A 13,558-nucleotide genomic window follows, 5' to 3' on the forward strand; every position below is an offset into this window, starting at 1 on the left:
ACACACTCATAAAAGGTCTTGCCAAAATGGAACAGAATGTCTTTGAAACATCCCAGCTTGCTCAATTACTGATTCGTGTTGCGGGTGCAGAGAAAGCACAGCAGCTATTTGCCATGATTGAGGTAGACCCGCGCTTGCTGGGTGCCAACGATGCCCGCGTGAGCCGTGGCTTGCTGGCTCAGGCGATGAATATGATGTTGTTTGCGCAAAACTTAGCGGCGGTACCTGAGGGCGCCCGTTATGTGGCAGAGAAACTGGCTGCGGGCGAAAAAGTACTGTTTGACCATGGCGCGCTGCGTACCGTAGATGCGCCACGCACCGGCGCTTTGCCGCATGGTGAGCTGGCATTTAAACGCATTCTGGAGCCGCTGGGTTTTGCCGTTGCCAATGTGTACCCACTTAAAAAACTGAAAATGACAGGCCGCGCTTACTGTCATCTGGATTTACCCGAGGTAATTTCGCAATTTTTTGTTTCTGAATTGCACGTTGAGCAGTTCTCAATGAATTTCCAAATTGCTGCCGAGCGCGTGGTGCACAATTCTCGTGACCCGCTCAAACCCGAGCATTTAAGCCTGCTGGCGCAATTAAGCGAACATCATTCCTTAAGCTTTGACGATGCCGTTACCCTCTTGCCCGCTTTGGTCGGCTGTTTTGATGTGCAGCACGAAGTTCCACATCTGGTGGATTACGAAACTCTGCTGGCAGAATCCGCCGAAATGGCGTGGATCAGCACCGAAGGCAACCGCTTTAACCACGCAACCGATCGTGTGCCGCATGTGATAGAGCTAGCTGATGAGCTGCGTGCAAAGGGCTACCCAATTAAAGACAGCGTTGAGATTTCTGGCTCGGGTGCGGTGCGGCAAACGGCGCTAAAAGCGGCCATGGTGCAGCGGATTTTCCTCGACGAAAAAAATCACCCCATCACCCGCACCGTACCCGGCTCTTTCTACGAATTTATCAGCCGCGACAAACTCCCCAATAGCGAAGCGCTGGATTTACGCTTTGATGCATCCAATGCTCAGGGGATTTTTAAAATGACGGCAGCGGCTGTGGCTTAGATTGAATAAACCCAAACCTTAAAACACGGAGTTAAAGAGAACACGGAGTTTCACGGAGAAAACCAAATAAATAAAAGAATTCTCCGTGTTTCTCTGTGTTCTTCGTGGTTAAAGATGTGGGTTCTTAGTATCTTAGGGTGGGTGCAACCCCATATGCGCTAAGCATTTTGTTTTTTAGTAGCAGCTAACGAAAAATCATAATAACCACGCTCTCCGCTTAGGGCTTTAATATCCCCTTGAAACACGCCGGAGCGAGGAACAAGCGGGGCGGGGGATCGCTTGGGAGCGAGGCAGCGAGCTGATCCCGCCCGCCGCCGACTGTCCGCAGCGCAGGGGCCTTCGTGCTTTGAGTTTGTGGCTTGGCTTCGTTTCTTGGCCGTTCAAGAAACGAAGGCCCCGCGGTGGCTACCGCTCCTAAATCAACGTGCCGAAGGCACTAAAATGATCTTTTTGAATTTTAAACGCACATTTGGTGCCACCCACCGTTTTTAACATTACACGGCCATAACTGGCGGCTTGCACCCGCCCTACCTTCATCCACCAGCCTAGATCTATGATCCCTCGCCTCTCTAAAACACCAGCACCACAGTCCCTCTACCTCGATTTTATTAGCGAGCTGCGCTTGCGTGGTTTTGCGGGGGAGATCAGCAGCAGCCTAGCTGATCGCACCGTTTTAGCGACGGATAATTCGATTTATCAGCTTTTGCCGCAGGCGGCGGTGTTCCCAAAGCACAGCGATGACGTGATCCGCGTAGTGAAGCTGGCGAGTGAGCCGCGCTTTCACAGTATTAAGCTTTACCCGCGCGGCGGGGGCACGGGGACGAACGGGCAGTCTTTGGGAGATGGCTTAGTTGTCGATCTCTCCAAAAATATGAATGCCATTCTGGAGATCAATGCAGAGCAGCGCTGGGCCAGAGTGCAAACGGGTATGGTGAAAGATCAGCTCAACAAAGAGCTGGCCAAACACGGGCTGTTTTTTGCGCCCGAATTATCCACATCCAATCGCGCCACCATAGGCGGGATGATTAATACCGATGCCAGCGGCCAGGGCTCCTGCCTTTACGGCAAAACGCGTGATCATGTGCTGGAGCTGGATACCGTCTTACTGGATGGCACGCTTTGGCATTCGCAGCCTTTAAGCAGCGATGCACTAGAGCAAGTGTGTGAGCAGGGCAATCTGATTGGCCATGTTCACGGCCTGATCGCCCAAATTCATAAAGATCACAGCCAGCAAATTACGGCTACCTTTCCTAAGCTAAACCGCTGCCTGACCGGCTACGATCTGGCGCATATTTACAACGATGCCGGCCAGTTTGATCTGAATGCGATTTTATGCGGTTCGGAAGGCACGCTGGGGCTGATTGTTGAAGCCAAGCTGAATGTGCTGCCACTGCCCAAATACAGCGCGCTGATCAATATCCGCTACGCCAGCTTTGATGCGGCATTGCGCGATGCACCGCATTTAATGGCGCTGGGCGCGGCATCGATTGAAACCGTCGATTCCACCATTTTGCAGCTCGCCAAAGGCGATTTAATCTGGCACGGCATCCGTGAGTTTTTCCCAGAAGACTCCACGCCCACACTGGGGATTAATTTACTGGAAGTTTTGAGTAATACGGAAGACGATCTCGCCGCGCAAATCGCCCATATTGAGCAAGGCCTGCAAGGCGAAGCGAGACTTGGTTTTACCGTGGCACGCGGCGATGCGGCAGTAAAACGCATCTGGGGAATGCGTAAAAAATCGGTCGGCCTGTTAGCAAACCGAGCTGGAAATGCCAAACCGATTCCCTTTGTAGAAGACACCGCCGTGCCGCCGGAAAATCTGGCCGATTATATTCATGAATTCAGGGCGCTGCTCGATCAGCACGGCTTGTTTTACGGCATGTTTGGCCATGTGGATGCGGGGGTTTTGCATGTGCGGCCCGCAATGGATATGAAAGAACCCAACGCGCTGGCCATGCTGCGCGAGATCAGCGATGGCGTGGCGGCACTCACGCAAAAATATCACGGCGTACTCTGGGGCGAGCACGGCAAGGGGCTGCGCAGCGAGTATGCGCCAGCTTTTTTTGGCAAGCTCTACCCCTGCTTGCAGCAGATCAAGCAGGTGTTTGACCCGCATAATCAGCTCAACCCCGGCAAAATCGCCAGCCCGGATGATTTAATCAGGATTGATGAATCGCCCACCCGTGGCGTTTATGACCGGCAAATCCCGATTCATGTCCGCAAAGATTACGATGGCGCGCTGCATTGCAATGGCAACGGCGCGTGCTATAACTTCGACACTGACGATGCGATGTGCCCGTCGTGGAAAGCCACCAGAGAGCGCCGCCACTCCCCCAAAGGCCGCGCCTCTTTAATGCGCGAATGGCTGCGCCAATTGGCGGCGCAGGGGGTTGATCCAACAGCCACAAAACCCGCCAATCTGTTACTCCGCGCAATCAATAGCCTGAACAAGCAAGGCGACTTTTCAGAGGAAGTCATGGAAGCCATGAACGGCTGCCTGGCGTGTAAATCTTGCGCGGGGCAATGCCCTGTGAAGGTGGATATTCCTGATTTGCGCTCTAAATTTATGTCGCTCTACTACGGCCGCTATCTGCGCCCCGCCAAAGATTACTTAGTTGCCAGCATGGAAGCTGCGCTGCCCATGATGGCCAGAGCCCCAAGGCTCTACAACGCCGCGATCAGCACCCCGCTGGCCCGCAATATCATGCAGCGGCTTAATCTGATCGAAAGCCCGCTGCTTACCGGCGTTAATCTGCAAACCACCCTGTTGCAACGTGGCTTTGCCATGGCTGACGGGCAATATCAGGCTAACTCTGTAATCATCGTGCAGGATGCCTTCACCAGCTATTTTGAGACCCAACTGGTGCTGGATGTATTCGATCTGCTTAAAAAACTCGGCTTCACCCCGCAGCTCGCCCCGTTTAAACCCAATGGCAAGCCACTGCATGTGCACGGATTTTTAGATCGCTTTAAGCGTACGGCCACAGATAACAGCGCCATGCTGCAAAAACTCGCCCAAAACGGCGTGCCATTGGTGGGAATCGATCCTTCGATGACGCTGACTTACCGCAGCGAATACGCCAAAACATTGGCAAATCCACCTAAAGTAGCGCTGCTGCAAGAATGGCTGGCCGGGCAATTTGCCAAAAAACCCCCTGCTCTGAAGCTGAAAACCGCCTCCTTTACGCTGATCCCGCATTGCAGCGAAAAAACCAATGTGGCCAGCGCATTCAGCGATTGGGATAAGGTATTTGCTGCGCTGGGCGTGACGCTCAGTACTCAGCCCGCAGGCTGTTGCGGCATGGCTGGCACGTTTGGCCACGAGGCGGATCACAGAGAACAATCAAAGCAAATCTACGCGCAAAGCTGGGCTAAAATTGTGGCGGAGCAAGAGACAAACCTGCTGGCCACCGGCTACTCCTGCCGCTGTCAGGTTAAACTCATAGACAAAACCAGCCTCCGCCATCCGGTGCAGGCTTTACTAGCTTGCTTTTAAAAACCCAAATCTTAAAACACGGAGGGAAGGAGAACACGAAGGATCACGGAGAAAACCCTAGCCAACGCTATTACTCTATTTAGAATTGAGCAGTATTTCCTAGGGTGTACAACGACGCAGTCGGAGCGCAGAAAACAGTGCGCAAGAAAAACGACTTGCACACCCTATAAAAAATTAGTTTTTTGCTTTTGCAGGAAAGCCAATTGCACAGCTGGATCCCCGATTAAAACACTCGGGTTAACGATCTAATCAGCAATGTAGGGTGGTTTGTTCTTATGAATACTCATGTTTTGCTTTTCTCCGTGTAACTCAGTGTTCTCTGTGTCCTCCGTGTTTTAAGATTTGGGTTTGCTCATCCTGCCTACTAGGACCCCGCCATGCCACACACTCATCCTGTTCTTGCTGATTTCCTAAGTTTTACCTTACAAGATCATCCCATTGATATCGTCAAAGGCACGCTGGCCAGTGGGGTGCATTGGCATTATCTGGGCGAGGGTTTGCTGGAGTTTGTGCCGCATCATGGCAGTGATCAGAGCTTAGTTTTGTCGGCAGGAATACATGGCAATGAGACTGCGCCGATTGAGCTGCTTAATACCTTGGTTAAAGACTTGGCAAGCGGGCAGTTGGCTTTGGGCGTGCGACTTTTGGTTTTGCTGGGCAATGTCGCGGCAATGCGGGGTAGTGATCGTTATTTGGATGATGATCTCAACCGCTTATTTGATCACCGCCATACCCGCCTGCCGGAAAGCCGTGATGCACAACGCGCCGCACAAATTGAAGCGGCGATGGCGCAGTTTTTTGCGGGAGGCAGTGGCACGCGCTATCACCTTGATCTGCACACCGCCATCCGCCCTTCCAGCTTTACCCGCTTTGGCCTGCTGCCTTACCAGACCCGGCCTTACGACACGCATTTGCTTAAATGCCTTGAGTGCTGTGATTTAGGTGCGCTGCTGATTAACCATGCCCCGGCAGGCACGTTTGCTTACCACTCCAGCCAGCACCACGGCGCGCAATCGGTAACGCTGGAGCTGGGCAAAGTGCAGCCTTTCGGCAAAAACCAACTCGAAGAATTTGCAGGCATTAATGCACTGATGCAAAGCATGGTCTCCGCCACCGAGCCCAACTGGCCCGCCCGGCCCTATCAAGTGTTTAAAGTGGTCGGCCAGCTGGAGAAACACAGCGAAGCATTTAAGCTGCATCTGCCGGACGATGTCGCCAATTTCACCGGCTATCCCCAAGGCACGCTGATTGCATCTGACAATGGCTACGAATACAAAGTAAGCCACCCTGAAGAGCGAGTCGTCTTCCCCAACCCCAAAGTAAAACCCGGCGTGCGGGCTGGATTGATGGTGGTGGAAGTCAAGGATTTTTGATACCTGAAAAACCCAAGTCTTAAAACACGGTTTAGATCGTCATCCCCGGGCGCTTCAATCGGGGATCCGGCAGCGCCACATGATCCCCGATAAAAACACCCGGGAATGACGAAATCCCCCAATGCTTAATATGACAATAAATTGGCTTTTCTCCGTAAAACAGGGAGCTCTCTCTGTCCTCCGTGTTTTAAGAAATGGGTTTAAATTTAGCGTTTTCACTTACAATCTCCCCCTGTATTAAATAAAGGTTAGCCCTGTGTTTCCCATCAATACCGACATCCCCAGCTATGGCGTTGATACGCATACGATTGAAAACTGGCAGTGGTTTCAGGCCGTCGGCCATTTGGTAGCGACTGAGCTGGCGGCTAAGCCGCGTGGTACGGTGGCGGTGCTGGCGGAGGAAGAGCGTGCTTACTGGCTGGCGCTGATTGAAGAGCAATACTATCTTGCCACTGCGCCAATTATCGAAGGTGAAATCTACCTTGCCGCCGCAGCGCTGGCGCGGGATTTGGTGGGAATGTGTGGCGATGAGCTGGCCTATATGCGCGGCGGCCTGGCCAGCTGGCTGCTCAATCAGACGACATTGCAAGTTGAAGCGCGGCAGTTGCAATGCTGGCAAACGCTGCCCACCTACGCGGGATGGGATGATTAAAGCGGGCGGGGTGACTCAAAAGTTCTGCACACAGCGCACTGAAAAAACTTTAACTCCGCCCTCAGCAGCATCGCTTGGTTCTTTCAGTGTTCTGCTATTTAACACTGTGTGCTCTGTGTTTGCAGATTTGGCGCTGTTTTAGAATATGTTCACAGCGTGTTTCATTGCGGCTAAGGCATTGCACGCAGCGCCACATCAAGCTGATCGATTACTTCTGCCCAATCAGCGTCTTCTTCCAGCTCTTCACGTAAAAATGCGACCTGATTTTCTGTCCAGAAAGGCGCTTCCAGCAGGGAGAAATGCGAAGGCAGAGGGGCGTGTTTCATAATAAAGGCCGCGATATCGTCATCGCCGGATGCCAGACCCAGCTGGGCAAAAAGCGCATTAAGATGATGAGGAAATTTTTCCATGGCAGCCTTCTTATGAGCCGATTGATAACTTGTAGCTTAGCAGCAACTTGCTATTCCAGAAGGCAAAACATCATATCGCTTGGGTGATGGTCCTGAGCGCCCAGCCAGCAGCTGCCGCCTAATTGCACCACAGGCTCTGCGGCCAGCTGTGCCACCGGAACATCGCGCTGATCCAGGATTAAAGTGACATCGCAGGCAAGGCTGTGGCCCAGTGCAAATTTAAGCAGCTCTCTGAGCGAATGCGCCGCATCGGCATTGGGTTGCAGGGCAGAAAACTGAGCCCAGCGCAGTGGCCCAAGGCGCAAATTAAGCTTAGTTTGCCTGTCCCAGATTCTGTCCCCGGCAAAGGCAGAAACGCCCAGCTCGCAGGATGCGCCGCCCAGCTGGCTTTGCTCTGCTTCGGGTAGATTCATCCACTGGCCGGCAAACTGCACCAGCTCGGCCCTGAAGCCAAAAAAACCTTCGATCAGTGTAACCAACGCCTGGCTGGACATCGGTTTCTGGCTTAACAGCCCCGCATAATAAATAAACAGGTTTTCATCATGCAGCGCGCCCTGCCCCATTTGCGCCCGCAATGCGCTTAAGCCCATGCCGCCCAAATCCAGCAGATTACGGCTAAAGCCGTCCTGCTCGCCGCTTTCAGCTTGCAGCCAGAAGCGATATTTTTTCCATGCGCCGTAAAACAGAGCAATAGAGCGGTGGCTGAAAATATCCAGAAAGGCATGCAGGGTTGGATCGCGATACTGCTGGCGACGCTCGATCAGCAGCTCGGTATAGCTGGTGGGCAAAACGCCGCTGGGGCCGGTGAGGCCCATAAATGCGACTTCCAGCTCGTTCAGCTCGCCGTCTTCGGTTTGCACGGCGGTATAGCGGGTCATTTCGCTGGCAGGGAAAGACAAATTAGCCAGGGTGCGAAAACGCAGGCCCGAAGGCAATGGCCCGCGCCGGTCGCCCCGCTTTCTGGCGGATAAACCCAAAAGCCGCACCGCCTGAAAAAAGCCAAAGCCCGTTGGATTAGCCAGAAGCTCCTGATCCAGATGACGAGGGTGTTTAGAGCTGGCCATGCAGCGCTCTCCCTTTTGATACGCAAAGATGAGTCATTAAATAACCAAAGCCTCACCTGCTCGTGCAGGCCATGCAGCCAGCTCTTCGTGCTTGGTTTTTACCCGCAGGCGGGTAAAGCTGTTTGGCGAGCAATACAGTGCAAAAAAGCGCTCCAGCACACTGGCAAACAGATAAATACTGCCGCCCACGTAATATTCTTCATCCAGCGTCAGGGTGATTTCGGTACCGCGTACAAAGCCCGCAAAATCCCGGCCCATAACCCGTGTGACGGCCGGTGCACTGGTGATGGCGCTGATCCCCTGAATCTGCCGGGTATTCACTGGTGAATCGGTCTGGTTATACAACACCAGCATTTCCTGCAAGGCAGAGCGGCCCGATTCAATCAAAGACAAATAATTAAGCGACAGATGCGAAACCAGACGCCACTGCAGCCCGCGTTTTTGCGGCGGGCGTAAGCTGTTACTTGGTTTACGCAGCAGCTTCACCCGCTTCACCACCGAATGCCCCGGCAGGCTGAAATCAATATGCTGGCCAGACTGGCTGCCGCCAAAAGGAATCAGCTCGGGCAGATCACGATTACTGCAGAGTAATTCCAGGCTTAAAACCTCGGCCCCTGGCCTGACGGCGTTAAAATCCAGATCAACCAGATGCAGCTCTAAATCTGTGCCTTTATCGTCCTGGCGGGGCGAAGCCTCACGGCTGACGTGCCAGTAAAATTTGGGGCCTTCTTTACTCACCCCGTGCCGGATCGCATAAAACGGCAGAACTTCTTCGCTGCTTTCTTGGCTGCCGGTTTTTTCTACCCGCACCACGCGCCGCAGCTGCATCACTTCAAAAGCATGCTGCTTGCGTGCATCGGGCACAACGGGATAGCTGGCTTTCTGGTGGGTCACACGAATGGGCTCACCCGCCTGCACAAAGAGATTCACAATCGGCGTGCAGCCCAGTTTGAAATGAGAAGCCTGCAAATGATGCAAGAGGCGTGCATGGCGCTCGGTATCGGGCCAGCGCTGAATCATGCACTGAATCACCAGCTTGCTGCCCGAAATGGTTTGCGCCACATCGCTCAGCTGCTGAATATCCACAAATAAAAATTTATCCGGGCAGCTGAAATATTCGGTCAGTAAACGATAGCCCAGAAAGGAGCGCTCGTCGTATTCCAGCACGCCTTCATCACGGCCAAAGCCTACCGGTGCAATTGCAGCAGCAGGCAAAAAGCGGGTACGGGCCGGATCATCGCTGCCATCGCCCACGCGCAAACGGGTTGTGCCTGACAGCAGCAGCTCGTACACCAGATGCATCAGCGCAGGCTCGCCATCCAGAAATAATCTGAGCGACTGCAAATTAATACTGCTGACAGGCAAATTGCCGTGAGTATTGAATTCCAGTGTTAACACCGCAGCTGCATCTGGCGCGATACGGCGCAAATTAGGCGAGCTGCTGCATAACTCCAGCTTGGCATCTGATAAAGACAAGGGATAAAGATCTACCGGATAGCAGGTTCTGAATTTACACGTTACGCCCTGAATGGCTGGCGCATGCACAGGCTGGCCGCGCTCAATCACATAGCGTTTGGCGATTTCCGGCCGCAGGGGATCACACTCAAACTGCACAATGCTGGACGATGGAATCGGCCGCAGATAGTGCGGATAGAGCACATCTAAAAAGCTGGAGGCAATTTCTGGGTATTCGTCGTCCAGCTTTTTATGAATGCGTGAGGCAAGAAAGGCGAATGATTCAATCAGACGCTCGGTATGCGGATCTTCACACTGATCCCCTTCTAATTGCAGCCGGCCGGCAATTTTAGGGTAACGGCGGGCAAACTCGCCCGACAATTCGCGTAATAAACTCAGCTCACGTTCGTAATACGGCAATAATGAATCAAGCATGAGGCACTGTCTTTCGGGAGTGAATAAATATAACGAGCAGATTCCGCGTCAATATTAAATATACCATCGGCCCGTATTAAGCTGACATTATCAGGCAATACTGAGTAATAATGAAAGGAATTGTTACCCTATTGATAAATTTAACCCCAGGTGTAATGACAAGCTGTTGTAATTAAAACACCATATTGACAGACCTGACATTCTTTTAAAAGCTCTGGAAACGCCATGACAACCCAAGATAAACTGGCCACTTTGCTGGCCCCCATCTCTGCAGATCAGCCCGCTGGTGAGGATTTGGGCTATTCCGCTCTCTTTGATCAAATCCGCGAAGCCCGCCGCGCGGATGACCCCAGCCTCTCTCAGGGCGATTGGGGCCAGCAATTAAAAACCGCCGACTGGAGCAAAGTGATTCAACTTTGCAAACAGGCACTCAGCCAGCAAAGCAAAGATTTTCAACTGGCAGCATGGTATGGCGAAGCACTGGTTAAAACCCGTGGTTTTGCCGGTGCCCATCTGGCCTTGCAAGTGCTGGACGGCCTGCTGGATCATTACTGGGAAACCGCTTATCCGGAATACGATCCCAATGATTTAGACGAACGGGTAGGCAAGCTGGAGTGGTTTAATAATCAGATGGGCATGGCGCTGCGCGAAGTGCCGCTGACTGATCCGATTCACGGCGGCTATAACTGGCAGCAGTGGCAGGAATCGCGTGAAGTAGAAAACATGGGCCTGAAAGACAGCCAGGCCAAAGAAGCCGCACTGGCCGAAGGCAAGCTCGCTGGTGAAACCTTTGATAAAAGTGCCAACGCCAGTGGTGCCAGCTGGTTTAAACAGCTGCATACCCAGCTTGAACACACCCAGCAGGCTTATCACGCACTGGATAAACGCATCGACGAACGCTTTGGCTTTGCTGCGCCTAATTTTGCCGAATTACGCAATGCGCTCAATGCCTGCCTTGAAGTTGTTAACCGCCTGCGTCTGCAATGGGGCGAGCCATCTACTGCACCCGCACACCATGAGCCTGCACCTGTGATCAGCCACGAAAGCCAGCCAAGCAACCATGCCCCACAAGCCATCAGCCACAACCCCGCTCCAACCCGCCAGGGCCCGCTGCAAAGCCGCGCAGATGCCGTGCGCCAACTGGTTGAAGTGGCCCGCTACTTCCGCCAGCACGAGCCGCACAGCCCCGTAGCCCTCTTGGCCGAGCGCGCAGCCAAGTGGGCAGAAATGAGCCTGGAAGAATGGTTGGGATCAGTGATTAAAGATGATGCAACGCTGGGCCAGCTTAACGAGCTGCTGGATATTAAGCGCAACGACTAAGCGCCAGGGAAGAGACAGCCGCCTTATGTGCATTAAATCAAGCGATTGGCATAAGGCGGCTGCATGCTAGCAAACTTTGTACCGGCTGATGGCTGGCGAAAACCGCGTATTTTTTCAGCATTGCCCGCGGGTTTCGCCCTTACTGCAAAAACAAAAGCGCTTAGCCTGATAGATCATGGCTTTCGCTTACCGCAAAAAGATTAACCACCGATTTCCAGCTCAACTGCGTGTTCTGCATCGTCGGTGTTATAACGCAGGCTCATTTTCTGATCCACAATGCCCTGGGTCACTAGGAATTTTTCTACATTGATAGCGCGGGCCAATGCAGAATCTTTGGCATTGCCAATATCTCTTTTACTGCAATAGCCACGCAAAATAATCGTTTTAGCATCTTTAAGCTGAGGAGCCAGCGCAGTTAAGATTTCTTCTTGCTGCGGTGTAAGCTTGGCAGACATTTTTTCAAATTTAAGCATATATGGCTTACCCAGCGCCACCACAGGGGCTTCTGGTGCTTTTAACCATGATGTAGCGGATGCTGTAGTAGCTGGCTGCGTCGGAAGATCTGTACACCCTGTCAGTATCCCGGCAAAAAACACCGCCGAGCAGGCTAAAACAATTTCTGATTTCTTCATGATTAAATCCTTTATTTACAAGCAATCTGCTGAATTAAGCGGTCAGTTTAAACTCATCGCAGATAAAGCAAATGGGTAATATTTTAAAACAGCAGGCCCCAAAGCCAGACACAAGCATGTTTGAGCCTGACTTTCAGGGCAAGCAATGGAAATTTAAAACGATCTGCAGCGGACAATTTGACCACATTTTTTGTCCGTTTTTATTAATTAAGGTGCAATTTTATTAAAATATTTTCCCAAATGTCATGTTTAAGGTACTAACCCTTACCCATCTCTGGCATCGTAGAAATCAGCGCTGAGCCACAAGATGTTTTATGGCCTTCCAGCGCCACGGGTTTTCCATCGATCAGCCAGCTTGGATCGCCTTCAACAATGGGGCAAATACCGTGGCCAGGCACGGGGCAGCTTACTTTATCACCCAGCAATGCCACTACTTTTCCAAATAAAACGGTTTTAGATGCGCCGCTGATGACCACGCCACCATGGCTGGTCGGGTCGCCAATGCGAATGACTTTTTTCATGCAGACTGCTCCTGCGGCCTGATCAGGGCCACGCTGAAATGCTCGGTATCACCCTGGCGATCAAATTCTGTTAACACGGCTGGTGCAGCTAAACGGGCGCTGTGCACTACGGCCACGGCCACTTGCAAAACAGACCTTGCCGAGCCCACATCGCCCCATTCGCGCACGCAATTACTGGCGTCATCGATCGGGTTTAATGGCACGGCATATTGCTGCAGAGCGGATGAAACTGCGGCGAGGCGCGTGCCGCCCACATCTACATCGCCACTATTGTGAACCAGCCAGGCAATGCTTTCTGCCTGATCTTTAGCCTCGTCTTTATCATCACTGCTGAAGGGATAATCCCGCAGGCCCGCATTCACCAGCGCATTATCAAACAGGGTATGGATTTGCCTTGTCATAGGCAGCAGCTGCTTATGCACAATGGTGGCTTGCTCGCCAAGGCGCAGCTCGGCCAGTACGGGTAATTGCGCCAGCGTATCCTGCCATTGCAAGGGCACGCGTCCCCAGCGCTCGTCGCCATAATGCTGCTGCTTTTCCCAGTAAGGCGTGTAAGCATCCTGGCTGACTTCCTGCGTGCTGACCGGCTCTGGCACCGGCAGGTTTTCCCGCAAAAAGATCATGGCAACGGCGGCATAACCTGGTTTTCCCAGCCATTGATTCGCTTCTTCCTGATCGGCACCTGGCTCATCCCACTCGTCTTCCGGAATACCTCGCGTTAAAAGCGGTGCATCAGCGGCATAAACCACCATGCCAGGCAGGCCGGGGTCTTGCTGAAACAGCTGCTGAACGCGGCTCATTAATGCGCCGGAGCCAGGAAAGAAACGCGGCTCAGGGCTGGGTGAGTTTTCTTCGAAATCCTGATTAGCAATCGCTTGCAGCTGGGCCTGCTTCAGCATTTCCAGCTGCTCACGCCCTTCCAGCTGCGGGTTGGCTTCAAAATAATGCGGCAACCAGGCGGCCCCTGGCGCGGTAGTGTAAACATCGCTTAAAAGCTGCTGCAAAGTCTGCTGAACGGTAATTGTCAAGATAGTTGAGATGTTTTTACGATTTAAGCGACCTGTAATTCCTCGCTTGTTTTAGGCTCAATAGCCCGGTCGGGGTTCAATTGCACTTCATCTTGCCAGCTCCAGTTCCGA

11 protein-coding genes are annotated in these 13,558 nt (G+C 52.7%); 5 read left to right on the top strand and 6 right to left on the bottom strand.

Annotated elements, in window-relative coordinates; translation table 11 throughout:
• The first annotated feature begins 26 nt into the window (after window positions 1-26).
• The 4 genes from CSQ88_RS13245 to CSQ88_RS13260 all read left to right on the top strand — a co-directional run bounded on the left by CSQ88_RS13245 (window position 27) and on the right by CSQ88_RS13260 (window position 6,582).
• A complete protein-coding gene (locus CSQ88_RS13245; RefSeq protein ID WP_099398571.1) occupies window positions 27-1,058 on the top strand; it encodes a DUF1338 domain-containing protein in 1,032 nt (343 codons plus the stop codon).
• Window positions 1,059-1,611: 553 nt separating this feature from the next.
• Complete coding sequence (locus CSQ88_RS13250; RefSeq protein ID WP_099398572.1) at window positions 1,612-4,557, top strand: FAD-binding and (Fe-S)-binding domain-containing protein; 2,946 nt, start codon at window positions 1,612-1,614, stop codon at window positions 4,555-4,557.
• A gap of 377 nt (window positions 4,558-4,934) precedes the next feature.
• Window positions 4,935-5,930 carry a succinylglutamate desuccinylase gene (astE, locus tag CSQ88_RS13255; protein ID WP_099398573.1) on the top strand — a complete coding sequence of 332 codons (996 nt, stop codon included), beginning with the start codon at window positions 4,935-4,937 and terminating at the stop codon, window positions 5,928-5,930.
• A gap of 256 nt (window positions 5,931-6,186) precedes the next feature.
• The gene (locus CSQ88_RS13260; protein ID WP_099398574.1) at window positions 6,187-6,582 is read left to right on the top strand and encodes a hypothetical protein; all 396 of its coding nucleotides are present in this window, start codon (window positions 6,187-6,189) and stop codon (window positions 6,580-6,582) included.
• A gap of 170 nt (window positions 6,583-6,752) precedes the next feature.
• Here the strand turns inward: CSQ88_RS13260 and CSQ88_RS13265 are convergent, their stop codons facing one another.
• The 3 genes from CSQ88_RS13265 to tssF are packed head-to-tail and all read right to left on the bottom strand — an operon-like array spanning window position 6,753 to window position 9,946.
• Complete coding sequence (locus CSQ88_RS13265; RefSeq protein ID WP_099398575.1) at window positions 6,753-6,992, bottom strand: DUF2789 domain-containing protein; 240 nt, start codon at window positions 6,990-6,992, stop codon at window positions 6,753-6,755.
• 50 nt (window positions 6,993-7,042) lie between these two features.
• Window positions 7,043-8,056: a type VI secretion system baseplate subunit TssG gene (tssG, locus tag CSQ88_RS13270; RefSeq protein ID WP_099398576.1), complete on the bottom strand. Its 1,014-nt coding sequence runs from the start codon at window positions 8,054-8,056 to the stop codon at window positions 7,043-7,045.
• Between the two features lie 36 nt (window positions 8,057-8,092).
• Window positions 8,093-9,946, bottom strand: coding sequence for a type VI secretion system baseplate subunit TssF (gene tssF, locus CSQ88_RS13275; RefSeq protein ID WP_099398577.1), 1,854 nt, complete (start codon window positions 9,944-9,946; stop codon window positions 8,093-8,095).
• A 225-nt stretch (window positions 9,947-10,171) separates the two neighbouring features.
• Here tssF and tssA point away from each other — a divergent pair, with 225 nt between their 5' ends.
• A complete protein-coding gene (gene tssA, locus CSQ88_RS13280; protein WP_099398578.1) occupies window positions 10,172-11,266 on the top strand; it encodes a type VI secretion system protein TssA in 1,095 nt (364 codons plus the stop codon).
• 200 nt (window positions 11,267-11,466) lie between these two features.
• Here tssA and CSQ88_RS13285 read toward each other — a convergent pair whose 3' ends face one another.
• From CSQ88_RS13285 to CSQ88_RS13295, 3 genes are all read right to left on the bottom strand, one after another.
• Window positions 11,467-11,898, bottom strand: a complete 432-nt coding sequence (locus tag CSQ88_RS13285) for an OmpA family protein (RefSeq protein ID WP_099398579.1) — start codon at window positions 11,896-11,898, stop codon at window positions 11,467-11,469.
• Between the two features lie 257 nt (window positions 11,899-12,155).
• Complete coding sequence (locus CSQ88_RS13290) at window positions 12,156-12,419, bottom strand: PAAR domain-containing protein (protein WP_099398580.1); 264 nt, start codon at window positions 12,417-12,419, stop codon at window positions 12,156-12,158.
• The gene (locus CSQ88_RS13295) at window positions 12,416-13,447 is read right to left on the bottom strand and encodes a hypothetical protein (protein WP_143449479.1); all 1,032 of its coding nucleotides are present in this window, start codon (window positions 13,445-13,447) and stop codon (window positions 12,416-12,418) included. The genes CSQ88_RS13290 and CSQ88_RS13295 overlap by 4 nt, the downstream gene beginning before the upstream one ends.
• Window positions 13,448-13,558 lie beyond the last annotated feature (111 nt).

The organism is Iodobacter sp. BJB302, assembly GCF_002735645.1.
Taxonomy (GTDB): Bacteria; Pseudomonadota; Gammaproteobacteria; order Burkholderiales; family Chitinibacteraceae; genus Iodobacter.